Origin of the sequence: Paenibacillus kobensis NBRC 15729, from assembly GCF_004000825.1 — a bacterium.
GTDB classification, from domain to species: domain Bacteria; phylum Bacillota; class Bacilli; order Paenibacillales; family Paenibacillaceae; genus Paenibacillus_T; species Paenibacillus_T kobensis.
Genome location: NZ_BILZ01000030.1, coordinates 29,723 through 55,264, shown reverse-complemented (window position 1 = coordinate 55,264; position 25,542 = coordinate 29,723). Strand labels below are relative to the sequence as shown.

Below are 25,542 nucleotides of genomic sequence, written 5' to 3'. Positions count from 1 at the left end.
CAACACCGCAACACCGAAATATCGAAATATCGAAATCTACTGGATCGCCAGAGATTTGCGAAATCACAGTCTAGCTGGAAAGCGGGCTGTCATGGAGCAAATCTTTTTTTTAAACCAAATTCCGATTAAACAGGTATGTTAACTAGATAAATAGTTAATGGCCCACAACTAAAGGGAGTGTATACCATGACGAACCAAACACAAACTCAAACGCAAACACAACCGCAATCGCAGGACTACCTATCCCGGAGTTATTATCCGAAACGTTATAACCGCGGCGGCAAGCGCATCCTTAACCGCCTGCCGGAAGGCGCACAAGAGCAGCCGTACACGCTGTTCACGGTGAAGCCGCTTGGTCCGGTCATCGGCGCGGAAATCGAAGGCGTCGATCTGAGCCAGCCGGTAAGCCCGGAGCTTCAAAAGGAAATCCGCCGCGCGTTCCTCGAGTTCAAAGTATTGTTCTTCCGCAATCAGAACATTACGAGCGAACAGCATCTCGCCTTCGCGAAGCTGTGGGGCGAGCTGGAGAAGCATCCGTTCCTTCCGCAAGGCAATACAGATGAGGTGACGCGCTTCGCGAAGGATGCCAACGTAACGGGCATGGAGAACGTTTGGCACACAGACGTTACGTGGCGTGTGAATCCGGCTTTCGGTTCCGTTCTTCGTCTGTCCGAAGTGCCTCCGCTCGGCGGCGATACGCTGTGGTCGGATCAGGCGGCAGCCTACGACAACCTTCCGGATGAAGTGAAGGAGCGCATCGACGGCTTGAAGGCGATTCACGATTTTACGCCATCGTTCGGACGGGCCTTAACGCCGGAGCGTCTGGCAGAGAAGCAGATCGAATTCCCCGCGGCGGAGCATCCAATCGTACGCATCCATCCGGAGACGGGACGCAAGACGCTGTTCGTCAACGCGGCATTCACGATTCGCATTGTCGGCTTGGAGCCGGAAGAGAGCGAGGAGCTGCTGCAATATTTGTTCGATCAAGCGAAAATTCCGGAATATCAAGTCCGCTTCCATTGGGAGAAAGATTCGATCGCGTTCTGGGACAACCGTGCGACGCAGCATTATGCGGCGTCCGACTACTTCCCGAACCGCCGCGTAGCGGAGCGGGTGTCGATCATCGGCGATATTCCATTCTAAGAGATAGAAGCAGAAACCAAGCATCGCGGAATCATTCTTAGCTCATTCGCAGCACATAAAGAGGGGGCAACATCATGGTGAGATGGAAACGTGCAGGACTTGCAATCGCATTAACGGCAATTTTGACGCTTGTTTTATCCGCTTGCGGAGATAAAGAGAAAGGAAGCGGAGAGACGGCAAAGGCAGACGCTCCGGCAACTGCGCAAACGGAGACGGCGGCAGGCTCGTCCGATCCGGCGCCAAGCGGGGACAAAGTGAAGGTGCAGATCGCGATTAACTCGACGATCAACCCGCTGACGATCGCAAGAGCGAAGGGGCTCTATGAGGAAGCGTTCAGCAAGCTGAATGCGGAAGTCGAATGGAGCAAGTTCCCGAGCGGACCGCCGCTTCTCGAAGCGCTCGTCGCAGGGCGGGTCGACTTGTCCTTCCTCGGAGACGGCGCGGCGATTGCCGGCATATCCAACAAGCTGCCTTTCGAAGTTATCGGTTTAAGTTCCGAAGGCAAGAAAACGTCCAGCATTCTCGTACCCCAAGATTCCAAGATTCAAACGCTCGCCGATCTGAAGGGCAAATCGATCGGCTTGGCCAAGGGAACAGTCGCGAACGTCTATCTGATCAAAGTGCTGCCAGAAGCGGGGCTGACGATCAAAGACGTTAACATCATCAATCTGCAGCCGGATGACGCGCAGGCGGCGTTCGAGAGCGGCAAGCTCGACGCTTGGGTCGCGTGGGATCCTTACGTCACGCAGAACATTACGACCGGCAAAGCGCGCAAAATCGAAGTGAACACACCGGTATTGTCGCCGGGTTCCTTGATTGCAAGCACGGCATTCGCCAAGAAGCATCCGGAACTCGTCGTTGAATATTTGAAAGTGTACAAACAAGCGGTTGATTTCCAGCTGGCGAACGAGGAAGAGGCGGCGAGCATTTTCGCCGAGCAGACGAAGCTGCCTGTCGATACGATTAAGCAGATTCTGGGTAATACGACTCCGATCGTAAAGCCTTATACGCAGACTGCTCTCGATGCGATGCAGGCTTCTAGCGACATCCTGTACGAGAACAAGTACATCAAGAACAAATTCACGTTCAAAGACGCTGTGAACGACACGTTCGTCACGGAAGCTTTGAAATAAATCGCACCCGGTACCGGCACATTCCGCACTTTCCGCACATGCCACATAGCGGCGGTGGGCCTATCCCTGGATCATGCATCCAAAATAAAATTGTGGGAGGAATTGAAGATGAGCGAATTGACGAAGAGCAAACAAGTGGTGGAAATTACGCCGGTGGCAGGCCGTATTGGCGCAGAGGTGAAAGGGATCCGGTTGTCTGGCGATTTAGACGCCGATCAAGTAGAAGTCATCCAGCAGGCGCTTCTCGTACACAAAGTGTTGTTCTTCCGCGGCCAGCAGCATTTGGACGACGAGGAGCAAGAAAATTTCGCTAAGCTGCTCGGCGAACTGTACGCTCATCCGACGGTACCGGTAAAGGAAGGCTCCAGCTCGATTCTCGAGTTGAACTCCTATCACGGCGGCCGCGCGAACTCCTGGCATACGGACGTGACGTTCGTCGACGCTTATCCGAAAGCTTCGATCCTGCGCGGCGTCGTTATTCCGGCGGCAGGCGGCGATACGGTATGGGCGAACACGGCCTCGGCATACGAGGACCTGGCTCCCGAGCTGAGAGAACTGGCCGACAAGCTACGCGCCGTTCACTCGAACGCTTATGACTATGCGACGAACATCCGTAAGGAAGTATCCGAGGATCTGGCGAAGAAGAAGCGCGACCAATTCACATCGACGGTGTATGAGACGGAGCATCCGGTCGTACACGTCCATCCGGAGACAGGCGAGCGCCATCTGCTGCTGGGCCACTTCGTGAAACGGATCGTCGGCTTCCGTTCGCCGGACTCCGAGCGTATCTTCAACGTTCTGCAGGAGCATGTAACGCGTCTGGAAAATACGGTGCGCTGGCGCTGGCAAGAAGGCGACGTTGCGATCTGGGACAACCGCGCGACGCAGCATTATGCGGTTAACGATTACGGGCACCAACACCGCGTTGTCCGCCGCGTGACGCTCGCCGGCAGCGTGCCGGTCGGCATCGACGGCCGCAAGAGCCGCGTGATCAAGCCGGAGCAAGAGCAACAACAGCAGCAGCAGCAGGATCAGCAACAGGCTTAACAACAACAGGATCAACAGCAGCAGTAACAACATAACAGTTATAAGATCAACAGCAGCAATAGACAGAAGGTAAGAACAATGCAGTAACAGTAGCGTCAATGAGATGAGAACAGTAACAGCAGTAATAAAGACAGGAATAATACCCTTAATAGCAATAGAGAACAGAGCCATTTCCCAGACTGGGGAATGGCTCGTTGTTGAGGGAGGGGAGGGCATGGCATGGCATGGCATGGTGTGCAGACGCTATCCGTACGCTCTTCGTTGTATAATGTACAATGGAATCAGCTAGGAAGATACCTTTAGAGTAGTTTCGTTGTATTTCGTACAATGGACAAATCGTCTAAAACGCCGAATAATCTTATTTTAGCCGATAGCTGTGTTTTCTCGTTGTATGAACTGCAATGAGCTGCTGTTTTGGGACATCAACGGTCGTTTTCATTGTACGGAATACAATGAAGCATCCATTTACGAGCTGGAATGGAGCCCAGGCGACACACATCTCCTTATAGAAATGGACAAAAGGCATCCCATTGGGATGCCTTTTGTTTATATTCCAGTCAGTATAGGAGGCAAATCTCTCTCGTTCGAGGGCCGGACGGTCATCGCGAGGGAGTCCGTGGCTATTATGGAGATTCGAAGAAATGAGTGGATCCCAGCCTGTGAAGACGAATCAACTCGGATGCCATATATTTCGGAGAATAGTGCATATCGTTCTCTAGCCAGTACATCAGTACGCCCATGTGGGCCGATGTGACGTATCGAACGATAATGTCCCGCGGCATCGCCACTTGACGGTCATCCGGCTGTGCAATCGTGGAACGGCGGTAGAGAGAGTTGCGGATGATGGCTTCCATGCGAGAGGCGAACCCAGGTAATCCGCTCGGACCCAGCATGACTTTATAGAAGGCTGCATGGGCCGCAATATGCTCGAACTGGCGAATGAACGAGTCCGGAGGCGTGTCGTCTGTGACGAAGTCGGCTGCCGTGAATCCGTCAGGCAATCGAAAGGCGGCCTCGAACTCGCTAAGCATTTCGTTCACAATAGAGTCCAGAAGATCATACTTGTCCCGGTAATGGAGATAGAAAGTTGCCCGGTTAATCTCAGCTCTGCCTGTAATGTCGCGGACGGTTATATGCTCAAAGCCTTTCTCCTCCATTAATGAAATGAGAGCGTCCCTAATCAAATGAAGAGTTCGTTTAATTCGTGGATCCAGTTCCTTTTTATCGGTCGACATCGCATGCCTCCTTTGTCTATATTGTTGGACTTGATCGGCATTGCCGAGTCTTGTGTCGCGAAAGCGGCATTGGCGCTTGTTCTGTCGGTTGACGCTAGGTGCTGCTGATCTTATCATAATCGACACGGTGTTGCATATGCAAACCTGTGTCGATTCGAATAAAGGGTGAAGGGAAGCGTGAACGTATGGGAATGAACGAACAATCCCGTGCAAGATGGATTACGGCGGGACTGCTGCTCGGACTGCTATTGGCATCACTTGATCAGACAATTGTGTCGACGGCTATGCCTACCATCATCGAGGAGCTTGGCGGCATGTCGATGTACAGTTGGGTGTTCGCGATTTATATGCTGGCTTCTACGGCGGCCATGCCGATCTACGGCAAGTTGGCCGACTTGTATGGGAGAAGAAAGACGTACATGATCGGACTTTCTCTATTTCTAGCCGGGTCGTTGTTGTGCGGAATAGCCCAATCGATTGGGCAGTTGGTCGTGTACAGGGGGATACAAGGCTTAGGCGCAGGCGCACTGTTGCCGATTTCGATGACGATCGTGGCAGAGTTGTATCCTCCTGAGAAACGCGGGAAATTTATGGGTTTATTCAGCGCCGTCTTTGCTCTGTCGAGCATCGTTGGACCGGCGCTTGGAGGCGTGATCGTCGATCATGCGGCATGGGGATGGATCTTTTTATTGAACCTTCCGCTTGGCATTCCGGCACTGTTTCTTATTGCGGCGGCGATGAAGGAAAGCAGCTCCCGGGGCCGGGCTGTAATCGATTGGGCCGGGGCGTTCACGTTAACGGCGGCGATTATATCTCTGCTGCTTGCACTCGTTCTAGGCGGCGGGGATTCAGGGGCAAGGGGGCATTACGAGTGGACGTCAGCCCCGATAATTACGCTGTTCGGCACTTTTGTTATATGTACAGTTTTGTTCATATGGGCGGAGAAGAAGGCGAAAGAGCCAATCATTCCTCTGCACCTGTTGGCGCTTCGGCCTATTGCTGCCGGGAACGCGGTCGGTTTCTTTATGAGTGCCGGGATGTTCGGCGCCATCGTCTATATTCCTTTGTTCATTCAAGGCGTGATCGGGGTAAGCGCATCTGTGGCAGGCTATTCGCTAGTGCCTCTTATGTTGTCTGTCATCGTGGCTTCGATCACTGGCGGCAAGCTTATGAGCCGGGTATCGTACCGGACGATTCTCGTTCCAAGCATGATGCTGATGGTTACAGGATTCGTCCTTCTTAGCCAGGTGTCGGTTAATACATCTAAGCTGACTATTGTGCTTGATATGATCGTAACTGGTCTCGGCATGGGGGCGATATATCCGACCGTTGGAACGGCAGCACAGAGCGCGGTGGATCAACGTGACCGGGGAGCGGCTACCTCAGTGTCGCAATTTTTTCGTTCCATTGGCGGAACGATCGGCGTCAGTGTATTCGGCAGTTTGTTATCGAGCGGGATCGTTCAGGGGGCCGGGCAGATGAATCAGATAACGGACGGAAGCAAAAGCATGGAATCGCTGCAGGGGCTAGCCGATCCGCAGCTCTTGCTGGATCCCGGTGCTCGAGCGGCTATGCCTGCCGAACAACTCGCAATGCTGCAGAAGCTGTTCAGCCACTCGTTGCAGCATGTTTTTATCGGAGGATTGATTGCTGTGTCGGTCGGGCTTGCCGCCTGCTTCTTCATGGGAGGTGCCCGATTGGTGCCTAAGCCAAGTCTGCTGAACGAAACCAATGGGACAGAGGTTACAGGATCGAATAGAGGGTAATAAAATGGACAACGGCATCCCAATGGGATGCCGTTTAATAGTTGCTATATTTAACCGGTGCGCTAGACGAGTGCGCTTGATTCCCCGGTTCGCGTGTGCGTTAATCTTGTTGTCGTGATGCCAGTTCTCCGCGTTATACTTGCGAAGCTATAACTAAAACAACGAAAGCCCTACCTCTCTTTCGTCCTTGCGGCTCCGATGACCGCGCCAGTGTGAATCAGCGAATGGTGTTAGGCGAGTGAACAACCAACCTACGCATGTGCGGCGGAAACGGGCATGAACGAGAAGCTATTTGCCAGGAAAAATATCTTCTTAAGAGGAATCCTACAGGGTTAAATATAGACATGCAAGGCCTATTATACATGGACAGTCGCTCATATGCAATAGCTTGTTTGGAATTGACTGTGCAGGGTGCATATTCCAAAATAATAATGAGGCCTCTTCTTGACCTGGACTTCTTGAACTGGAGATGATCGCTCTAATGCTTACATGGAATAAAATCGTGCTCGTCCTCGTATTGCTGAATGTGCTGCTTGCCGGTTGCGCCAATTCTAATTCCGCTCCGGAAAGTTCGCGTGCAAGCAGCGAATTGCCGGCTGCATCGCAATCTCCTGCTATGGCTCCCGAAAGTGAGACAGCAGCCAGCGTAGTGCCATCAGCGCCTATAAGTTTTACATGCCGAATCATAGCTCCATTGAACGAGAAGAGGCGATCGATCTCCCGATCGGCAAGTGCCAGTTGATCACATTGGATGCCGATAACGGACCTGCCGCTTCAGGGTTGACGGGAACGCATAACGTTTATTATGCCATCATCTCGGTCAATGAAGAGGTTATCTATATGTTCAATCTCACGTGGAATGATAAAGCTGAGGAGACGAAGGATTTGTTTATCGGATTGCTGAACAAGCTGAGCTTGAAAGTGGCATCGAAGTGACGGTATGCTTCCAGCGCAAAAAGGACCGCCCCAACGATGGACGGCATCTCGACTGATTAGATAGCTTCAGTCGGAGGTGCTGTTCGTACGAGAGGCGGTCTTTTTAAGAACCGTGTATCGATTAGTTCAGTTTGTGGCTCGGCCGTTAATGCCCGCCGCCCGATGCGCCGAGACCGATCCGGTCGATCAGCGATTGGCTCTCGGTGTTGAGGCCGATGCAGCGGACGGACGCGCCGCGTTCGGCGTATTTGGCCGTTACTTTGCTAATTGCGGCAACAGCCGACTGATCCCATACATGCGACCGGCTGAAGTCGATATGCACATTCGCCGAATCTTGTTCGTAATTGAACAAGTTATTGAACTGAGTCGTCGTAGCGAAAAATAGCGGACCTTGAATAACGTATATGACAGAATCACCAGCAGCGCTTATCTTACGCTCCGCGCGAATTTGGGCTGCCCGCCATGCGAATACGACAGCGCTGATGATGACGCCTGCAAGCACACCTTTGGACAAATCATGCGTCGCAACGACGATCGCGACGGTGACAAGCATGACGAGCGCATCCGAGCGCGGCACCCGGTGCAAGCTGCGGAGTGCCTTCCAGTCGAACGTGCCGAAGCACACCATGAACATGACTCCGACGAGCGCGGCCATTGGAATCTGTTCGACAACGCCGCTGAGTGCCATGATTAGGATGATCAGAAACACGCCCGCGATGAGCGTCGACAGCCGTTTACGTCCACCCGATTTGGTGTTGATGACCGACTGTCCAATCATGGCGCAGCCCGCCATGCCGCCGAACAGGCCGGTGACGATGTTGGCGATGCCTTGGCCGCGGATTTCGCGGTTCTTATCGCTTCCCGTCGCCGTCATTTCATCGAGCAGCGAAGCGGTCAGCAGCGATTCGGTAATGCCGACGATCGCAAGCGACAGCGAGTAAGGGAATATCGTTTTGAGCATGTCCCACGACACTGGAACATCCGGCAGGTGGAAGGAAGGCAGTGTGCTGACGATATGTCCCATATCGCCTACCGTCCGTACGTCGATGCCGAAAGCGAAAGTGATGATCGACACGATGACGATGGCGGCAAGCGCCGAAGGGATCGCTTTGGTCAGCCGGGGCAAGCCGTAGATGATGACCAGCGTAACGCCGACGAGCACGTACATCATCCAACCGGCATCCGTGAAATGAACGAGCTGCGTCATGAAAATCAGAATGGCAAGCGCATTGACGAATCCGGTCATGACAGACTGCGGGATGAAGGTGACGAGCCGTCCGAACTTCAGCAGTCCGAGTATGAATTGCAGAATGCCGGTCAGAATGGTCGCCGCGAACAAATATTCGAGGCCATAGTCCTTCACGAGCGTCACCATGAGCAGCGCCATGGCGCCGGTCGCAGCGGATATCATGCCCGGACGGCCGCCTGCGAATGCGATAACGATAGCGATTGTGAACGATGCGTACAGCCCGACCATCGGATTGACGCCTGCGATGATCGAGAAAGCAATGGCTTCGGGTATAAGGGCAAGCGCGACCGTCATGCCCGACAGCACATCTGCGCGTGTATTGCCGAGCCATGAGGATTTGATTGCATTTAGCATGAAGTGAAAGCTCCTTTAGGCGATAAATGTAATGTAGTCCGTTGGACATTATACCCCATACCGGGCATGGACGGGTACCGCTTTACAAAAATAAGAAGACTGCCGGATCATCGATCTGGCAGTCTTGAGTAATGAAGTCAGCCGAGCTCCCACCACTTGAGGAACAAGAACGGATCGACCGAGGCGTACGGGCTTGTTTTGTAGATGCCGAAGTGAAGATGCGGGTCGAACATGCCTTTCGTCCCTTCCGGACCGTAGCCGGTGCTGCCGACGTAGCCGATCAACTGGCCCTTGCTGACGACGGTCCCTTTCTTCATGTTCGGTGCGTAGCGGGACATATGGGCGTAGTAGAACTCGGTCGTCGAATCGGTTTTGATCGTCAGGCGCCAGCCGCCGAGCTCGCTCCATCCGGATTGGACAATCGTTCCGCCGAGCGCGCTGTAGATTGGCGTGCCTTCGGCCGCCATGATGTCGACGCCTTCATGCGACCGGACGGTCTCGCCGTCCGGCGACCAAGAGCGGGAATCCGCATACGTGTTGCCGTAAGGCGAGTAGGTTCCTGCTTTCAGAGGGAAAATGCCATCGCGAAAGCCGGCCGGACGCTTCGGAATGTTGACCGTAAGACCTTGCCAGACGACATTCGGGTTTGCGAGTTGTTTGTTGGCGGCAATCATTTTGTTCAGTGGAATGCTGTAACGGTTCGCAATAATCCACATCGTGTCGCCTGCTTGCACGTTATAGGAAGTAAAGTAGGACGGAGTCGGCACCTGAAGCGTTTGCCCGTCCAGCAGCATGTCCGATTTCAACCCGTTCAACTGCTTTAATTTATCGGCCGTTGTGCCGTATTGGACAGCGATGGACCAGAGGGAATCCGTCGGTTTCACAGTATAGGAGGCTGCATAAGCCCCGGCAGGTGCGGACAACAAACCGAGCACAGCTGCGCCGAACAAGTATGTACGTAATTTTCTTCTTATCCGCTTGCGGATGAGTCTGAACATAGATGAAACCCCTCGTTTCGCATCAGATAGAGTATTGTAAGCCCTTACACTTAATTAAAAGGGGATTGGCGAGTAATGTGAAGCTGTAAATGATGGTAATTGCGCTGCTCGTATTTTTGACATCGTTTCACGATATGGCCGATAATGGATTCAGGAAGATCGACGGGGAGGCTGTTATTGCAGGATGAAATCGCTCGTATTAGCAGAAAAGCCAAGCGTAGCGCGGGAAATCGCACGCGTGCTAGGCTGTACGAATAAAAACAAAAGCTATATTGAAGGACCCGCATACGTGGTCACATGGGCGCTCGGCCATCTGGTTGGGCTATCCGAGCCGGAGGATTACGATCCGAAGTACAAAACATGGAATCTGGAAGATCTGCCGATCATGCCGGAGACGATGACGCTGAAGCCGCTGAAGGAGACGTCGGGCCAGTTCAAAGCAGTTATTGCGCTGTGCCGCCGCCCAGACATCGGCGAGCTTATTATCGCGACCGACGCCGGACGCGAGGGCGAGCTTGTAGCGCGCTGGATTATGGAGCTGGCGCGTTGGAAGAAGCCGTTCAAACGGCTGTGGATTTCGTCGCAGACGGACAAAGCGATCAAGGACGGCTTCGCGTCGCTGAAGCCGGGCCGCGAATACGACCGGCTGTATGCTTCAGCCGTCTGCCGCGCAGAGGCGGACTGGCTGATCGGACTGAACGTGACGCGCGCGCTCACGAGCAAATACAACGCGCAGCTGTCGGCGGGCCGTGTGCAGACGCCGACGCTCGGTATGTTGATGGACCGCGAGCGGGAGATCAACGGCTTCCAGCCGAAGCCGTATTGGACGGTGGGGGTTGACTTCGGCGGGTTCCAAGCGAATTGGCGCGGCACCGAGGATCATGACGGCCGTATATGGGAGCGCACGGAGGCTGAAGCGGTCGTCGCCCGTTTGGGCGGCAAGCAAGCATCCGTAGAGAAGCTCCGCACGACGGAGCGGAGCGAGCTGCACCCGCTTGCCTATGATTTGACCGAATTGCAGCGGGATGCGAATACGCGTCTAGGCTTCTCGGCGAAGCAGACGTCGAACGTGCTGCAGCGGTTGTATGAACAGCATAAGCTTGTGACGTATCCGCGGACGGATTCGCGTTACTTGTCGTCTGATATGGTGCCCACGCTGAAAGGACGCCTCGAAAGCGTGGCGGTTGGCCCGTATGCGGCGCTGGCGAGGAAGCTGCTGAAGTCGGCGCTCCCCGTGACGAAGCGGATCGTCGACGACAGCAAGGTAAGCGATCACCATGCGATCATTCCGACGGAGCAGTGCGTCAATCTGTCGGCGCTTAGCCCGGAAGAGCGCAAGCTGCATGAGCTGATCGTCCGCCGGTTCCTTGCGCTGTTCAGCCCGCCTTGCCGTTATGACGAGACAAGCGTCGTGATTCGGATCGGAGACGACCGGCTGTATGCGCGCGGCAACGTGCTGAAGGACGCGGGCTGGAAGGAAGCTTACGGCGGTGTTCAAGCAGCCGATCTTGCGGGAGAAGACGACGGCTCGGAGGATGCTGCCGATGAGAAACGCAGCAGCGGCGGTGGCGGACAGCTGCTGCCTCCGCTTTCCTCCGGCGAGAAGCTCTCCGTGAAGCAGACCCGTCTTCGTGAGCTGAAAACGCAGCCGCCAGCCCGTTACACGGAAGCGGGATTGCTGGGTAAGATGGAGAAGTACGGCCTCGGCACGCCTGCCACGCGTGCGGACATCATCGAGAAGCTGCTCGCGTCGCAGACGATTGATCGACAAGGTAACCGACTGGTGCCAACAGGCAAAGGCAAGCAGCTTATCGAGCTGGCTACGCCGGAGCTGCGCAGTCCGGAGCTGACCGCCGACTGGGAGCGGGAACTGGAGCGGATCGCTAAGGGTCAAGGCGACGCGAAGCGGTTCATGGGAGGTATTCGCAGCAAGGCTGCGGCTTGGGTGCAGGAAGTGAAGCAGGAGACGAAGGAATACAAGCCGCACAACTTATCGCATGCGCGCTGTCCGGATTGCGGCAAGCCGATGGTCGAGATTAACGGCAAGCGCGGCAAGACGCTCGTCTGCCAGGACCGCGAGTGCGGTTACCGCCGCGCCGCAGAGCCGGCGCTGTCGAACAAGCGCTGTCCGCAATGCCGCAAGAAGATGGAGATTCATACGGGCAAGGCAGGCAAATATGCGCAGTGCCGCCGATGCAACGTCATCGAGATGCTCGAAGACAAAGCCGGCGGCCGCGCCAACAAACACCAGCAGAAGCGGCTGGTCGAGCAGTTCAGCGACAAGGTGTCGCTGTCCGGCGGCTTGGCGGATGCGCTTAAGGCTGCGCTCGAAGGGCAAGGCGACGGAAAGAAGTAACTTCGCGACGAGGAAACCGGTCTGTTGTGACACAGAAAGTGATGCAGCAGCGCCCATGAGCGGAGTAACTGTGCTGTTGTGACACAGAAAGTGATGCAAGAGCCGTCAGTGAGTACGGTACCGTCCGTTAGGAGCGCCCGCAGCGCAGGCAAGGGTAACTTAAGCCGGAGATTAAGCATTCGGCGGCGGATATTGGAGCAAGCTAGATGTATTGGCACCGAAGGGCCGGACCGGGTGGTTCGGCTTCTTTTTATGTAACGCGAATCGGGCGATCCATAAGCTGGGGGGAACGGGCATGACGACATATTTTGACGGGACGGAAGGCCGGGAATACGGGCATTTGGCGCTTCATACCGACAAGTATCAGATTAATATGATGTATGCGCACTGGAAGAACGGCACGCACAATCGGAAAGCCGTATTCGAGGCTTACTTCCGCAAGCTTCCGTTCGGGAACGGTTACGCCGTGTTCGCCGGATTAGAGCGGATTGTAGACTACATCCGGTCGCTTCGCTTCCACGAGCATGAGATTTCGTTCCTGCAGGAACAGGAAGAGCGGTACGACGAGGCGTTTCTGGCCGAGCTTCGCCAATTCCGGTTCACCGGGAACATCATGGCGGTGCCGGAAGGGACGCTCGTCTTCCCGAACGAGCCGCTCGTTCGCGTAGAAGCGCGTGTATTCGAGGCGCAGCTAGTTGAGACGGCGCTGCTTAATTTTATGAACTATCAGACGCTTATCGCAACGAAGGCGGCGCGCATACGGCGGGCGGCGGAGAAGGACGTGCTGATGGAATTCGGCACCCGGCGGGCGCAAGAGGCGGAGGCAGCGGTATGGGGAGCGAGAGCTTCGTACATTGCCGGATTCGACGCGACGTCGAACATGAGGGCGGCGATGCTGTTCGGCGTCCCGGCCAAAGGAACGCATGCGCACGCGTGGGTGCAGGCGCACGACAGCGAGCAAGAGGCGTTCGACCGTTATGCCGAGGCGCTGCCCGACAGTGTGACGCTGCTCGTCGATACATACGATACGTTGGGCAGCGGCGTTCCGCATGCCATAAATACTGCCCGGATGCTAGCAGCACGAGGGAAGCGAATGAGCGCGATACGGATCGACAGCGGCGATCTGGCGCTGACATCCAAGGAAGCGCGGCGCCAACTGGATGAAGCGGGTTTCACGGACGTAGCCATCGTCGCTTCTAACGATCTGGACGAGTCGATCATTGCAGAACTGAAAGCGCAGGGAGCGAGGATCGATTCATGGGGCGTCGGGACGCAGCTGATTACGGCAGCCGATCAGCCGGCGCTCGGCGGCGTGTATAAGCTGGTCGCGCGGGAAACGGTTCAAGGAGGCGAGCTGCAGCCCGTTATTAAGCTGTCCGGGAATCCGGAGAAAGTGTCGACACCGGGAAGCAAGGATGTGTACCGGATTGTCAATCGGCGCACCGGCAAGGCGGAAGCAGACTATTTGGCTTTTCCGTGGGAGAAGAATGTACGGGAAGGGCAGCGGCTGAGACTGTTCGATCCGACGCAGCCTTACCGGAACAAGTTCGTCTCGGATTACGAAGCGGTCCCGCTTTTGAGGCCCGTTATTGTCGAAGGGAAGCTAGTGGAGAAGCTGCCGACGTTGTCCGTTATTCGGGACTATCACCGCCGGCAGCTGGCTTTGTTCTCTCCGGAAGTGCTGCGCAAAGTGAATCCGCAGACGTACCCGGTTGATCTTAGCGTCGAAGTGTGGGAGCAGAAAATGAAGCTCATCGAGCATTACAGCCCGAAGAACGATTAACCGATTAATTGTTCTGAATAAAGTCATCCGCCCGATTGCGGATAAACGAAGCGATCAAGCTGTAGGTGTAAGGAAGTGCGTAATGCAGTCGCGCTTCCAGCTGCGTAACGGCGAAAGCATAGTCGGGGTTACCCCTAAGAAGCTGCTGGGCTTCTGGCGCTGTGAGCATCGTGCCTTCTTCGAAGTTCAAGGGTTCGATTAATGCCGCAATGTCATCGAGAATTTCGGTCATAGCCGTGTCGCCGAACAACCGGATGCCGCTTTTGATGCCTTGGAGCCGGAGCGGAAACGTGCGGAAGAGCATGCACTGCCAATGGAATTCCTCGGTACCTCTAACCGCGTGCATCATGAAGGTCTGGACAGCGATAAGCGCTTTCTGGCCGTCCGTGAATGAGGCGTAGAGCGCGGGTACGTCTCCGTCTTGTGACGTGACGTCTTTGTAAGCGTGAATGACAGGTGCGAAGCATTCCATGATCAGCGCTTCATCCGACAGCTGATTCGCTGCATGGTGGTCCATTACAGCACGGTAATCGATAATATTAACGATATGAATACCCTCCTTGGGGCCGCCAGCCCGTACTGGTGATTATAGCAACTTTTATATCATTTTACAAAATTGGAAGATCTGCTGCAGCTTGCTGTTCGCGCTCTTGTTGCGCTGGCGGTTTTGCGTCACAATAAGAGGTAGAATAGGCGATAAGATGGAGAATGGAGGTGCTTTACCCGATGAGACTGAGAGTTTCTGCTGTGCAGTATCACCTGCATACGATTGATTCGTTCGAGGCGTTCGCTGCGCAAGTCGAGCATTATATAAGGACCGCCGACGAATTCGGTTCGGAGTACATCCTGTTTCCCGAGTTTATGACGACGCAGCTGATGTCGATTCCGGATGAGAACGGCAAGGCTCGCAGCATCGAAGCGCTGCCTGATTTCACGGACGCTTACATTGAGTTGTTTCAAGGGCTGGCCGCCCGATATAACATGATCATCATCGGAGGAACGCATGTTATCCGGAACGATGAAGGGAAGCTGCTGAACGCGGCGCACTTGTTCATGCCGGACGGTACGGTTGGCGTTCAGCCGAAGCTGCACATCACGCCGACGGAAGTGACGGAATGGAATATGGGTGCCGGCGACGGGCTGGCTGTATTCGATACGCCGAAAGGCCGAATCGCTATGCTGACTTGTTACGACATAGAGTTTCCGGAGATCGTGCGGATGGCGCGGGCGAAGGGCGCGGACATTATTTTCTGCCCGTCGTGCACCGATGACCGTCAAGGCTTCTACCGCGTTCGTTACTGCGCGCATGCACGTACGATTGAGAACCAAATCTATATCGTCACGACGGGCACGGTCGGCTCGCTGCCGACAGTCGATTTCATGCGGCTGAATTATGGGCAGGCGGCTGTATTAACGCCTAACGATATTCCTTTTCCTCCGCGCGGTATTATGGTGGAAGGGGAAATTAACGGCGACATGATCGTGACGGCCGATCTCGATCTATCGCTTCTGCATGAAGTAAGGGAGCGGGGATCGGTGACGACGTGGCGGGACCGCCGGACCGATCTGTATACGGATTGGAAGTGATGCGGTGTGCCTAACCCTAACCTGTACCGCAAATCGCTGTATGTCATGAATGAGGGCCAGCCGGTGCCGGCGACGGTTCGCAGCTATACAGAGGCTGACTTCGATGAATTGATTCAGATTCAAACCGAATGCTTTCCGCCGCCGTATCCGTCTGAGCTATGGTGGAACCGTGAACAGTTGGCGAGCCATATTGAACGGTTCCAAGACGGTGCTCTGTGCATTGAAGTCGACGGCAGAATGGCCGGCTCGATGACGGGGCTGATCGTCCAATTCGATCCCGCGCATCCCGATCACAGCTGGGAACAGATCACCGACAGCGGCTACATCCGCAATCATAATCCGTCCGGCGATACGCTATATGTCGTTGACCTGTGCGTTCGGCCGCAGTTCCGCAAGCTTCGGCTTGGACAGTGGCTTATGTTCTCCATGTACGACGTCGTCGTACATCATCGTCTGACCCGTCTGCTCGGCGGGGGCAGACTGTCGGGCTATCATCATGTGGCGGAACGGCTGACACCGGAGCAATATCTTGAAGCGGTTATCCGCGGCGAGCTGAACGATCCTGTCATTAGCTTTATGCTGCGCGTCGGCCGTACGCCGATCGGTGTGGCGCGCAACTATTTGGACGATGCAGAGTCCGGCAACAACGCGGCGCTGATGGAGTGGCGCAATCCTTTTATTCCTATTTAGCATGATTGACTGCATTGAACAATTGGATCCGAAGGAGCTGACCGTTACGATGGAATTTATCCGGATTACGAATATCGCTGACCCGCTGTTCGCGGCGATGCATAAACTGATGGGCGAAGTGTTTCCTCCTGAGGAAGTGCTCGCTTTCGACTTATGGAAGGAACCGTTGGAGGATCCCGGCATACGTGTGTTCGTCGCCGTACATGAAGGTGAAGTAGTCGGGACGACGGAATACCGCTATTATCCTGATTTTAACGTTGCGATGACTGATTTCACGATTGTCGGCCGCCCAGGGCTTGGCATCGGGCCATTCCTCTGGCGCGAGCGCCAACGCGATCTGGATGCGCTGGCCTATTCGTTCGGCCAGAAGCTGGACGGCATGTTCGCCGAAATTTATGATCCTTACAAGGCAGGCGACCACGACTTCGGCGGCTTAATGACGATGAATCCGTACGTGCGCCGGGAAGTGCTGTCGCATATGGGCTACAAGCGGATCGATATGGCGTACGTCCATCCATCCTGGCAGAATGACGGAGAAGCGGTAGAAGAGCTGGATCTAGGGTTCCTGCCTTATAACGGGCGGGATGAGGTAGATGCTGCGCTCGTTGCGAAGTTTCTGCGCCGTTATTATGCGGTGCTTCCCAATAAGCCTGGTGCTTGGGAGGAAATGGTCGCTTCTCTGGATCAAAAGGACAAGGTCGCGCTGCTTCCTTTGTAGGAAGATGGCCGCCATAGCAATTACGCATAAAGAAATCACAAGAGGAACGGGGTTACCCGTTCTTTTTATTATTGTATAATCATGGTGTCGAAAGGTTCTGGAGCCTTACAAGGTAACCATTTCGATATTTTTTACATAATCACAACGTTTTCATTTTGTGGTATCTTCTTTCGGCTTACGGTTCCATCAACATGATTAATCTTTTCATTAGGGGGCAAACAAGATGACACTGCAGAAGAAATCGTGGAATGAGCCAGCTGTCCGGGTTAACCAGCTTGGCTTTACGGTTGGTCAATCGAAAACGTTTTCCAGTCAACTGGTAAAAGGGGAATTCGAGGTTGTAAATGTCGATACGAACGAAACCGTATATAAAGGACAAACAGGTCCATTAACAGATGACGCTTCCGCCGGCATTGCGGTCAGCCGTGCAAGCTTGGACGCATTAGACCAACCAGGACGTTACCGGATCGTGATGGAGGGCGGAATCGAATCGGAGACGTTCGCCGTTTCGGAGCGTCCTTATCAGGAAATTAAACGGGCGCTGCTCAAAAACTTCTATTATATGCGCTGCGGCATGGAGTTAACCGAGGAATTCGCAGGTCCTTGGAAGCATGGCGCATGCCATCTGGCACACGGCGGAGTGCATGGCGATACGGCAACGAAGCTGCCATCGGCAGGAGGCTGGCACGATGCCGGCGATTACGGCAAGTATATGGTCGCTGCAGCAAAGGCGGTTGCCGATCTGATGCTCGCTTTCGAGCGGTATCCGGCCGCTTTCGCGGAGCCGACCATCATTCCAGAGAGCGGCAACGGCATTCCAGATATTTTGAATGAGACGCGTTATGAACTGGATTGGATGCTGCTGAATCAACGCGAGGACGGAGCCGTCTACCATAAGCTGACAACCTACGGGTTCCCCGGCTTGCATGTCATGCCGGAGGATGATCTGGGAACTCTCGTCTACTCGCCGGTTTCGTTCACGGCAGCTGGCACGTTCGCGGCCTCGATGGCGATGGCATCCCGTATCTATGCGCCATTCGACGCATCGTTCGCACGTATATGCCAAGAAACAGCTGAGCGTTCGTGGCAGTGGCTTGAGCGGGCGGAGGGGCAAGAGCTAGCGGGCTTTAAGAATCCGATGGACGTCACGACGGGCGAGTATGGTGACCGCACGGTCGTTGACGAGCATTATTGGGCGGCGGCAGAGCTGTATCGTTTGACAGGGGATGCGGTCTATCTGACAAGAGCGGAGCAACTGGCGAAGAGCGGCAGCTTCCCGCTATGTTCGCTCGGATGGGCCGATGTCGGCGGCTACGGAACGGTGGCGTTGCTTGCGGCATTGCAACAACGCGGAGAGAATGCAGCACTGCTGGCGGATCTGCAAGAAGCTTGGCTGCTTCGGGCCGATGAACTGCTGGCATCTTCGTTGTCCGACGGATTCGGCGTCGCGCTGCCATCTAACCGTTATGTTTGGGGAAGCAATATGACGGTCATGAATGACGGCATGCATCTGCTCATTGCAGCTGATCTGACGAAAGATGCCGGCAAGCGCGAAGCATACTGCACTGCGGCCCAGTATCAATGGGACTATTTGCTCGGAAACAATGTGCTCGGCATCTGCTACGTTACGGGCTTTGGCTCGTATTCCGTTATGCACCCGCACCATCGTCCGTCCGTTGCCGACGGCGTACCGGACCCGGTGCCGGGCATCGTTGCCGGCGGTCCGAACGCGGGGCGGCAGGATACAGTTGCAGTAGCGATGCTGAAGGAGCTTCCGCCTGCCGCGTGTTATATTGATCACGAGGATAGTTATTCGACGAACGAGAACACGATTTATTGGAACTCGCCAGCCGTTTATGTTGCGGCAGCGCTCGACATCCAGCACCAGGCATAAATCATGTAAGGCAGCGGCATCCTAACTCGAGAGGGAAGGGGTGGCTGCTGTGCCAACATGGTTAGAAGTAGCGCTTCGCACGCTATCGGCTGTTTCGATTTTGTTCCTTATGACTAAATTGTTAGGCAAAAGGCAAATATCTCAGCTGTCGTTATTCGAATATATTACGGGGCTTTCCATTGGCAATATCGCTGCGTATATATCGCTCGATACTGACAGCAAGTGGTATTTGGGATTGTTGGCGTTATCGGTCTGGGTGCTTGTCTCCGTTGGGATGGAATTTGCGACGATGAAGAGCAGGAGGATCCGCAATTTTGTCGACGGCAAGGGGCGCGTTCTCATCGACAAAGGGACGCTGATCGAGAAGAACTTGTTCAAAGAACGGGTTACGCTCGATGAATTTATGGAAAAAATGCGGAGCAAGAGCATTTACCAAGTAGCCGATGTCGAATTCGCAGTCATGGAATCGAACGGAGATATTACGTTTATGCTCAAGAAGGATTTGCAGCCGTTAACGGCACAATCGCTTGGCTGGGCGATGAAGCCGGAGAGGCAGCCGGAAAGTATCGTCATGGACGGGATCGTGATTGAGGAAGCGCTTCGCAAATCGGGGTACAATCAGGCATGGCTGAACCAGCAGCTCTCGGTCAAAGGTGTTAAGCTGGAGGAAGTGTTTCTGGCGCAAGTAGACGATGCAGGCAATGTGACGATACAAACAGGGGAGCGCTCTATTCCGTAGAGCCGCTCCCTTGCTGTGTTGATTCGAATGCCGGGCCTAAGTCCATTTGGCAGCCCAAAGCTTCATTTCTTTAATAATTTTATGGAGATCCTCGCCTTTCGGGGTAAGCGTGTATTCAACCGTAACGGGAACGGTGGCATACACATGTCTCTCCAGTACGCCCTTCTCTTCGAGATGGCGCAGCGTACTCGTAAGCGCGCGCGGACTGACGGCCGGAATGCAGCGCTGCAGCTCGCCGAACCGCTTCGTGCCGTTGAACAGCTCGCGGAGCACCAGAAACGCCCATTTGCCGCCAAGAACGTCGACCGTTTTCTCAATATTGCATTCTATATATACAGGTTCCTTCGGAATGTAATTGCTATTGGTCGTCACAAAAGTGCCTCGCTTTCGGGTAATCAGTTCATAACGCTTCAATACTTATAGTATAGTCTGGATTCAATTATAAATGAAGCGCTGCTTCATGAGAGCAAACAATAAGAAAGAGGCGCATAGGTGCGCCCCTTTCTTATCCGGTTTGCTTCATTAAATTGTCTGACAAAAATCTAGAACGTCTTCCGCCTCTAATTGGTTGTTCTCACATGCATATATAATAGTAGAAAAAATTTTCAGAAATTATTGGGATTAACGGGTATCTCCTTTGTCGGCGCCGCTTTTCGGCTCTCCGTTAGGCCCGTCCTTGTCGCCTGTGTTGCGGTCTATGCCGGTCGTCTTCGGGTTGATGTGCCGAATGCTTGCCGGACGCTTATCGCTGCCGGCGAATTGATGGGCGACGAGCGCATTAAAATCTTCGAGGTAAGGTTCCAGCGACTCGTTCATCCACGATTTCTTCGCGTATTCGAGAAGCCGGTTCACGAATTCCCGGTTCGCCGAAATATGAACTTCCTTCACGCGAGGTGCAAGCTTGCGGACGCGAAGGGCAACGGCTTGCTTCAAGCCGTCGGGAATCTCATTATGATCGTTCACCGTGAAGGCCGAGCCATATGGCGTTGCCAGCTCGCGGCCATCCCAATAAGGACTGCCAGTCGTATGGTTATATACGCCTTCATTAGCGCCGCCGACGTTTTGCTCCTGCTTATCGCGTCCTCCGGATTTCGTTCTTATAGCCGTGCCATGGAAGACGAGCCCCACGTAGGCATTCCGGTCTGTAAGCATGACGTTCGCATACGAGATACCGTCGATCTTGCTTATTTCCTTGGAAATCTGAGAGCTGTATTCGAAATATTGATTATCATGATTGCCCTGTCCCACGGACAAGGTGCCGAATTGGCGCTTGTCCAGCTCTCTTGGCTGGCCAGCGTTGCGCGTACTGTACGTATTCGATTTGTAGCCGTGCGGCTCATATTTGTAGCTGCTGCAACCGCTGGATACGACCGAAATGCCTAGGAGCAGAACAAGCCCGCGGGCCAGCCTTGAATAGTTGGTCCTCATCCAAAAGTACCTCCTTTAGAATAGCTTGCGTTTAGCGTCTGCCGAGCAGTCGGAAATATACGTCTGAAGTTCGATACATAATTGACCATTCATTAGGTGCACAATGTACATAAGAACAGCTTTCGCAAGCAGTGGAAATCGATGTCGAGAGAGGTGTCGGATACGGTCGGAAGAGGCGTTGAACCATCGGTTGAACACGATGTGCAAAATCGCTTAAAAAGCCCGCTGTAATCGCGTTTTTGACGGTTTTGAGAACAATTTGTGAACTCTTTCGGAATCATTGACAAATACAACCTTCAACTTTATATTTAATAAAGTGATTTAATGCAGAAGTTGTAAAACATCTCTAGAACACGCAGTTTGCAGCCTTTCCTCGCCATCAGAAGCAACTGCGAAAACGTAAAAAGTGGGGTTGATGAATGATGAATCGGTGGAACGTAGGAAAGCGCCTTCTGCCGCTCTTTGCCGGAATTATGCTATTGCTGTCGGCGTGCGGGCGAGCAGACCTTTCGACACTGAACCCGCAAGGGCCAGTAGCGGAAGAGCAATACGGACTGATGAAATTGGCGATCAGCATTATGATTTTCGTGGTGATCGTAGTATTCGCGATTTCCTTGTATGTAATTGTTCGTTTCCGCAGACGTCCGGGAGACAACAAAATTCCAGTACAGGTTGAAGGCAACCACAAGCTGGAGATCATTTGGACGGTTATTCCGTTGATCTTGCTTGTTATCCTTGCAGTGCCAACGGTCAATTCCGTATTCGGACTCGCTAAGGATTATTCCAAAGATAAAGACGCTATTAAAGTAGAAGTAACGTCGCACCAGTTCTGGTGGGAGTTCTACTATCCGGAGTACGACATCCGTACGGCTCAGGAACTCGTAATTCCAACGGGTAAGAAAATTGCCATCTCGGCGAAGTCCGGCGACGTCATGCACGCCTTCTGGATTCCGTCCCTTGCCGGCAAGATCGATACGAACCCGGGTGCAGCGGATGCTAACGGTACCGCGAACACGAACAAAATGTACTTCGAAGCGCCGAAGGCTGGCGTATACCTCGGTAAGTGCGCCGAGCTGTGCGGACCTTCCCACGCGCTTATGGACTTTAAGGTAAAAGCAGTGGACGAGGCTTCCTTCGAGAACTGGAAAACTGCGCAGAAAGCGCCTGTCGCACTGCCAAGCGATCCTGCCATTAAAGATGCGATCGTATCGAACTGCTTGTCCTGCCACGCGATTGGCGATCAAGGCGGTCTGTCATTCCCGAACTTGTCCGACATCGGCAGCCGTTCGACGGTTGGCGGCATCCTGGTCAATACAAACGATGCGAAGTATAAGAATGAAGGCACAACCGAAGAGAACTTGAAACGTTGGATCGAAGATCCAAATGCGGTTAAGCCTGGCGCATTGATGCCTGCATTCAAGGATGAATTGTCCGAACAAGAGATTGACGGTATCGCGAAGTACTTGGCTGGACTCAAAATCGACTACGAGAAATAATCATCGGGGACTTAAAGGGGGGCATTAACCTTGGCACATGCGCATGCGCACACGGTCAAACGTAGAACAGGCCTGATGGACTGGCTAACGACCGTTGACCATAAGAAAATCGGTATTCTTTATTTGCTCGCCGGCGGATTGTTCTTCCTCGTCGGCGGCTTGGAAGCGATCATGATTCGTATTCAGCTGTGGAAGCCGCTTAACGACTTCGTTAGCGCGGATACATATAATGAGCTTCTCACGATGCACGGTACGACGATGATCTTCCTTGCGGCAATGCCAATGCTGTTCGCGCTTATGAATGCGGTTATTCCGCTTCAAATCGGCGCGCGCGACGTTGCGTTTCCGTTCCTGAACTCGCTTGGCTTCTGGACGTTCTTCTTCGGCGGCGTTCTGCTGAACGTGAGCTGGTTTACCGGCGGCGCTCCAGACGCAGGTTGGACGTCTTACGTACCGCTGGCAAGCCCGGCTTACAACACGGACTATGGTGTTGACTATTATGTCATTGGTCTTCAGATCGCCGGTATCGGTACGCTGATCGGCGGTATCAACTTCTTGGTTACGATTATTAACATGCGCGCACCAGGCATGACGTTCATGCGGATGCCAATGTTTACGTGGGCAATCTTCGTTACGTCGGCACTGATCCTGTTCGCATTCCCTGCATTGACGGTCGGTCTCGTTGCCCTTATGTTCGACCGGTTGTTCGAAGCTAACTTCTTTAATGTAGCCAATGGCGGTAATACCGTACTCTGGGAGCATATCTTCTGGATATTCGGACACCCTGAGGTTTACATTCTGATTCTGCCGGCATTCGGCGTTATTTCTGAAGTTATCAGTACGTTCTCGCGCAAGCGTCTGTTCGGATACAGCTCGATGGTATTCGCAACCGTATTGATCGGCTTCCTCGGCTTCATGGTATGGGCGCACCACATGTTCACGGCAGGTCTTGGACCAGTTGCGAACGCGTTGTTCTCCATCGCTACGATGCTGATCGCCGTTCCGACAGGTATTAAGATCTTCAACTGGCTGTTCACGATGTGGGGCGGCTCGATTAAGTTCACGTCGGCGAATCTGTTCGCAGTAGGCTTCGTACCGACATTCGTAATGGGCGGCGTAACGGGCGTAATGCTCGCAGCAGCGCCAGCCGACTTCCAGTACCATGACTCGTACTTCGTCGTCGCGCACTTCCACTACGTAATCGTCGGCGGTTTGATTCTCGGTATCTTCTCCGGTCTCCACTACTGGTGGCCGAAGATGTTCGGCAAGATGCTGAACGAATTCCTTGGCAAGCTGACGTTCTGGACGTTCTTCATCGGCTTCCACATGACGTTCTTGATTCAGCACTTCCTCGGTCTGATGGGTATGCCGCGTCGTATTTATACGTACCTGGACGGACTCGGCTTTAACGAAATGAACTTGATCAGTACGATCGGCGCATTCTTGATGGGCCTTGGTACGATCTTCTTCATTATTAATATTATCGTAACGGCAGTAAGCGGCCAGAAAGCTTCGAACGATCCGTGGGAAGATGGCCGTACGCTGGAGTGGACGATTCCGTCCCCTGCACCGGAGTACAACTTTAAACAAACGCCGCTCGTTCGCGGATACGATGCTTTCTGGAAAGAAAAAATGGACGGCAACAAAGAGATGACGCCGGCAGAACCGATCGGTCCGATCCATATGCCATCGCCATCGATCCTGCCGCTGTTCATGGCAATCGGATTGTTTATTGCAGGTCTTGGCTTCATGTATCACAAGTACTATATTGGCGGCGCTGGTCTTGCCATTCTGTTCTTGTGCATGTTGATCCGCTCGCTCAAAGACGATCATGGTTTCCATATCGAGCCTGAAGAGCTGCAAGACAAGGGGGTAAAAGCATAGCATGAGCGCACATACACACGCAGACGGCCATCTGCCGCACGAGCCTGAGAAGGCGACGCTGGAAGGCCGCAATAAAGTGCTTGGCTTCTGGCTGTTCCTTGGCGGGGAAACCGTATTGTTCGGTACGCTGTTCTCCGCGTTTCTCGCCCTTCGCGATAAAGTAGGCGAGGGCAACCCGACAGCGAACGAATTGTTCAACCTGTCGACTGTTGCTATTGCAACGTTTATCCTGCTTACGTCCAGCTTGACGAGCGTATTCGCGATTCAAGCGATGCATGCCGGCAAGAAGGCAGCTATGCTTTGGTGGCTGGCCATTACGGTACTGTTCGGTCTCGGCTTCTTGGGTCTTGAGATTTACGAGTTCTACGAGTATGTTCATGAAGGACACGGCTTCACAACAAGCGCCTTCAGTTCATCGTTCTATACGCTTGTCGGTTTCCACGGCGGTCACGTTGCGTTCGGTGTTATCTGGATCAGCCTCTTGATCGGTCAGGTATTGAAAAAAGGGCTAAACGTCGTCACGGCTCCGAAGATATATGTAGCCGGTATGTATTGGCACTTTATCGACGTCGTGTGGGTATTCATCTTCACGGTCGTTTATCTGATGGGAAAGGTGGGCTAAGTCAATGGCTGCAAACCATTCCGCAACGGAAGAGACGAAGAAACGCCATAAGCACGAAGGTCCGCGCAAGCACATCGTTGCTTACATCTTGTCGATGTTTCTGACGTTGATCGCGTTCGCTTCCGTAATGGGCGGCGAGATCAACACAACGTTCATCATTTTCATTCTTCTTATGATGGCGGGCATTCAAGTATTCGTTCAGATGGGCTTCTGGATGCATATGAAAGACCGCGGTCATGCTTTCCCTTTAATCGGCATTCTGACAGGCGTAGTCGTCGTGTTCACGATGGTTATCATGGCGGAATACTGGGCTTGGTGGTAAATCCGAAGCACGGTCTATAAAGAGAAGGAGGGTCCTTGGGATCCTCCTTTTTTGATTGTCCAGAGGCTGTTCCTATGACAAATTGATGAACTCCCTGTCGGTACCGGGCGACAGGATGGCTGTCTGGGTAGGAGTTGGGAAATGCTTATGCTATACTAGGCT

At 53.7% G+C, this 25,542-nt stretch carries 22 protein-coding genes; 16 read left to right on the top strand and 6 right to left on the bottom strand.

Annotated elements, in window-relative coordinates:
• Positions 1 to 186 precede the first annotated feature (186 nt).
• From PKO01S_RS17385 to PKO01S_RS17375, 3 genes are all read left to right on the top strand, one after another.
• Positions 187 to 1,143, top strand: coding sequence for a TauD/TfdA dioxygenase family protein (locus tag PKO01S_RS17385; protein ID WP_127532702.1), 957 nt, complete (start codon positions 187 to 189; stop codon positions 1,141 to 1,143).
• Positions 1,144 to 1,217: 74 nt separating this feature from the next.
• Positions 1,218 to 2,276 (top strand): aliphatic sulfonate ABC transporter substrate-binding protein, encoded by a 1,059-nt coding sequence (locus tag PKO01S_RS17380; RefSeq protein ID WP_127532701.1) that lies wholly within the window; start codon positions 1,218 to 1,220, stop codon positions 2,274 to 2,276.
• A 108-nt stretch (positions 2,277 to 2,384) separates the two neighbouring features.
• Positions 2,385 to 3,323 carry a TauD/TfdA dioxygenase family protein gene (locus tag PKO01S_RS17375; protein ID WP_127532700.1) on the top strand — a complete coding sequence of 313 codons (939 nt, stop codon included), beginning with the start codon at positions 2,385 to 2,387 and terminating at the stop codon, positions 3,321 to 3,323.
• Positions 3,324 to 3,946: 623 nt separating this feature from the next.
• Here the strand turns inward: PKO01S_RS17375 and PKO01S_RS17370 are convergent.
• A complete protein-coding gene (locus tag PKO01S_RS17370) occupies positions 3,947 to 4,558 on the bottom strand; it encodes a TetR/AcrR family transcriptional regulator (protein ID WP_164779648.1) in 612 nt (203 codons plus the stop codon).
• Positions 4,559 to 4,743: 185 nt separating this feature from the next.
• On the opposite strand from PKO01S_RS17370, the gene PKO01S_RS17365 reads away from it, so the two are divergent.
• The gene (locus tag PKO01S_RS17365; RefSeq protein WP_246070612.1) at positions 4,744 to 6,324 is read left to right on the top strand and encodes an MDR family MFS transporter; all 1,581 of its coding nucleotides are present in this window, start codon (positions 4,744 to 4,746) and stop codon (positions 6,322 to 6,324) included.
• A 675-nt stretch (positions 6,325 to 6,999) separates the two neighbouring features.
• On the top strand, positions 7,000 to 7,260 hold the full coding sequence (locus tag PKO01S_RS17360) for a hypothetical protein (RefSeq protein WP_127532698.1): 261 nt from the start codon (positions 7,000 to 7,002) through the stop codon (positions 7,258 to 7,260).
• A gap of 145 nt (positions 7,261 to 7,405) precedes the next feature.
• Here the strand turns inward: PKO01S_RS17360 and PKO01S_RS17355 are convergent, their stop codons facing one another.
• On the bottom strand, positions 7,406 to 8,863 hold the full coding sequence (locus tag PKO01S_RS17355; RefSeq protein WP_127532697.1) for a SulP family inorganic anion transporter: 1,458 nt from the start codon (positions 8,861 to 8,863) through the stop codon (positions 7,406 to 7,408).
• Positions 8,864 to 9,000: 137 nt separating this feature from the next.
• Positions 9,001 to 9,861: a M23 family metallopeptidase gene (locus PKO01S_RS17350; RefSeq protein ID WP_127532696.1), complete on the bottom strand. Its 861-nt coding sequence runs from the start codon at positions 9,859 to 9,861 to the stop codon at positions 9,001 to 9,003.
• Positions 9,862 to 10,045: 184 nt separating this feature from the next.
• Between PKO01S_RS17350 and PKO01S_RS17345 the strand changes: the two genes are divergently transcribed.
• Together PKO01S_RS17345 and PKO01S_RS17340 are read left to right on the top strand one after the other, a co-directional pair.
• A complete protein-coding gene (locus tag PKO01S_RS17345; RefSeq protein ID WP_127532695.1) occupies positions 10,046 to 12,217 on the top strand; it encodes a DNA topoisomerase III in 2,172 nt (723 codons plus the stop codon).
• Between the two features lie 295 nt (positions 12,218 to 12,512).
• Positions 12,513 to 14,000: a nicotinate phosphoribosyltransferase gene (locus PKO01S_RS17340; protein ID WP_127532694.1), complete on the top strand. Its 1,488-nt coding sequence runs from the start codon at positions 12,513 to 12,515 to the stop codon at positions 13,998 to 14,000.
• Positions 14,001 to 14,004: 4 nt separating this feature from the next.
• Here the strand turns inward: PKO01S_RS17340 and PKO01S_RS17335 are convergent, their stop codons facing one another.
• Positions 14,005 to 14,517 (bottom strand): hypothetical protein, encoded by a 513-nt coding sequence (locus PKO01S_RS17335; RefSeq protein ID WP_127532693.1) that lies wholly within the window; start codon positions 14,515 to 14,517, stop codon positions 14,005 to 14,007.
• A 209-nt stretch (positions 14,518 to 14,726) separates the two neighbouring features.
• Between PKO01S_RS17335 and PKO01S_RS17330 the strand changes: the two genes are divergently transcribed.
• From PKO01S_RS17330 to PKO01S_RS17310, 5 genes are all read left to right on the top strand, one after another.
• The gene (locus PKO01S_RS17330) at positions 14,727 to 15,587 is read left to right on the top strand and encodes a carbon-nitrogen hydrolase family protein (RefSeq protein WP_127532692.1); all 861 of its coding nucleotides are present in this window, start codon (positions 14,727 to 14,729) and stop codon (positions 15,585 to 15,587) included.
• A 21-nt stretch (positions 15,588 to 15,608) separates the two neighbouring features.
• A complete protein-coding gene (locus tag PKO01S_RS17325) occupies positions 15,609 to 16,277 on the top strand; it encodes a GNAT family N-acetyltransferase (protein WP_127532719.1) in 669 nt (222 codons plus the stop codon).
• Between the two features lie 49 nt (positions 16,278 to 16,326).
• A complete protein-coding gene (locus PKO01S_RS17320) occupies positions 16,327 to 16,995 on the top strand; it encodes a GNAT family N-acetyltransferase (RefSeq protein WP_127532691.1) in 669 nt (222 codons plus the stop codon).
• 223 nt (positions 16,996 to 17,218) lie between these two features.
• Positions 17,219 to 18,889: a glycoside hydrolase family 9 protein gene (locus PKO01S_RS17315; protein ID WP_127532690.1), complete on the top strand. Its 1,671-nt coding sequence runs from the start codon at positions 17,219 to 17,221 to the stop codon at positions 18,887 to 18,889.
• Between the two features lie 49 nt (positions 18,890 to 18,938).
• Complete coding sequence (locus tag PKO01S_RS17310) at positions 18,939 to 19,628, top strand: DUF421 domain-containing protein (RefSeq protein WP_127532689.1); 690 nt, start codon at positions 18,939 to 18,941, stop codon at positions 19,626 to 19,628.
• Between the two features lie 36 nt (positions 19,629 to 19,664).
• On the opposite strand, the gene PKO01S_RS17305 is transcribed toward PKO01S_RS17310, so the two are convergent.
• Both PKO01S_RS17305 and PKO01S_RS17300 read right to left on the bottom strand, forming a co-directional pair.
• A complete protein-coding gene (locus PKO01S_RS17305) occupies positions 19,665 to 20,000 on the bottom strand; it encodes a winged helix-turn-helix transcriptional regulator (RefSeq protein WP_127532688.1) in 336 nt (111 codons plus the stop codon).
• A 249-nt stretch (positions 20,001 to 20,249) separates the two neighbouring features.
• Positions 20,250 to 21,056, bottom strand: a complete 807-nt coding sequence (locus tag PKO01S_RS17300) for a hypothetical protein (protein WP_127532687.1) — start codon at positions 21,054 to 21,056, stop codon at positions 20,250 to 20,252.
• 419 nt (positions 21,057 to 21,475) lie between these two features.
• Here PKO01S_RS17300 and coxB point away from each other — a divergent pair, with 419 nt between their 5' ends.
• The 4 genes from coxB to PKO01S_RS17280 all read left to right on the top strand — a co-directional run bounded on the left by coxB (position 21,476) and on the right by PKO01S_RS17280 (position 25,380).
• Positions 21,476 to 22,552 (top strand): cytochrome c oxidase subunit II, encoded by a 1,077-nt coding sequence (coxB, locus tag PKO01S_RS17295; protein WP_127532686.1) that lies wholly within the window; start codon positions 21,476 to 21,478, stop codon positions 22,550 to 22,552.
• A 75-nt stretch (positions 22,553 to 22,627) separates the two neighbouring features.
• Positions 22,628 to 24,436, top strand: coding sequence for a cytochrome c oxidase subunit I (gene ctaD / locus PKO01S_RS17290; RefSeq protein WP_127532718.1), 1,809 nt, complete (start codon positions 22,628 to 22,630; stop codon positions 24,434 to 24,436).
• A 1-nt stretch (position 24,437) separates the two neighbouring features.
• Positions 24,438 to 25,058, top strand: coding sequence for a cytochrome (ubi)quinol oxidase subunit III (locus tag PKO01S_RS17285; protein WP_127532685.1), 621 nt, complete (start codon positions 24,438 to 24,440; stop codon positions 25,056 to 25,058).
• A 4-nt stretch (positions 25,059 to 25,062) separates the two neighbouring features.
• On the top strand, positions 25,063 to 25,380 hold the full coding sequence (locus tag PKO01S_RS17280; RefSeq protein WP_127532684.1) for a cytochrome C oxidase subunit IV family protein: 318 nt from the start codon (positions 25,063 to 25,065) through the stop codon (positions 25,378 to 25,380).
• The last annotated feature ends 162 nt before the right edge of the window (positions 25,381 to 25,542 follow it).

Bases quoted from the DNA above. Each gene is read 5' to 3' on its own strand.
- ctaD (WP_127532718.1), top strand. From the start codon at position 22,628: ATGGACTGGCTAACGACCGTTGACCATAAGAAAATCGGTATTCTTTAT.
- PKO01S_RS17360 (WP_127532698.1), top strand. From the start codon at position 7,000: ATGCCGAATCATAGCTCCATTGAACGAGAAGAGGCGATCGATCTCCCG.
- PKO01S_RS17280 (WP_127532684.1), top strand. From the start codon at position 25,063: ATGGCTGCAAACCATTCCGCAACGGAAGAGACGAAGAAACGCCATAAG.
- PKO01S_RS17320 (WP_127532691.1), top strand. From the start codon at position 16,327: ATGGAATTTATCCGGATTACGAATATCGCTGACCCGCTGTTCGCGGCG.
- PKO01S_RS17315 (WP_127532690.1), top strand. From the start codon at position 17,219: ATGACACTGCAGAAGAAATCGTGGAATGAGCCAGCTGTCCGGGTTAAC.
- PKO01S_RS17355 (WP_127532697.1), bottom strand. From the start codon at position 8,863: ATGCTAAATGCAATCAAATCCTCATGGCTCGGCAATACACGCGCAGAT.
- PKO01S_RS17300 (WP_127532687.1), bottom strand. From the start codon at position 21,056: ATGAGGACCAACTATTCAAGGCTGGCCCGCGGGCTTGTTCTGCTCCTA.
- PKO01S_RS17285 (WP_127532685.1), top strand. From the start codon at position 24,438: ATGAGCGCACATACACACGCAGACGGCCATCTGCCGCACGAGCCTGAG.
- PKO01S_RS17330 (WP_127532692.1), top strand. From the start codon at position 14,727: ATGAGACTGAGAGTTTCTGCTGTGCAGTATCACCTGCATACGATTGAT.
- PKO01S_RS17345 (WP_127532695.1), top strand. From the start codon at position 10,046: ATGAAATCGCTCGTATTAGCAGAAAAGCCAAGCGTAGCGCGGGAAATC.
- PKO01S_RS17385 (WP_127532702.1), top strand. From the start codon at position 187: ATGACGAACCAAACACAAACTCAAACGCAAACACAACCGCAATCGCAG.
- PKO01S_RS17380 (WP_127532701.1), top strand. From the start codon at position 1,218: ATGGTGAGATGGAAACGTGCAGGACTTGCAATCGCATTAACGGCAATT.
- PKO01S_RS17370 (WP_164779648.1), bottom strand. From the start codon at position 4,558: ATGTCGACCGATAAAAAGGAACTGGATCCACGAATTAAACGAACTCTT.
- PKO01S_RS17350 (WP_127532696.1), bottom strand. From the start codon at position 9,861: ATGTTCAGACTCATCCGCAAGCGGATAAGAAGAAAATTACGTACATAC.
- PKO01S_RS17340 (WP_127532694.1), top strand. From the start codon at position 12,513: ATGACGACATATTTTGACGGGACGGAAGGCCGGGAATACGGGCATTTG.
- PKO01S_RS17335 (WP_127532693.1), bottom strand. From the start codon at position 14,517: ATGGACCACCATGCAGCGAATCAGCTGTCGGATGAAGCGCTGATCATG.
- coxB (WP_127532686.1), top strand. From the start codon at position 21,476: ATGATGAATCGGTGGAACGTAGGAAAGCGCCTTCTGCCGCTCTTTGCC.
- PKO01S_RS17375 (WP_127532700.1), top strand. From the start codon at position 2,385: ATGAGCGAATTGACGAAGAGCAAACAAGTGGTGGAAATTACGCCGGTG.
- PKO01S_RS17365 (WP_246070612.1), top strand. From the start codon at position 4,744: ATGGGAATGAACGAACAATCCCGTGCAAGATGGATTACGGCGGGACTG.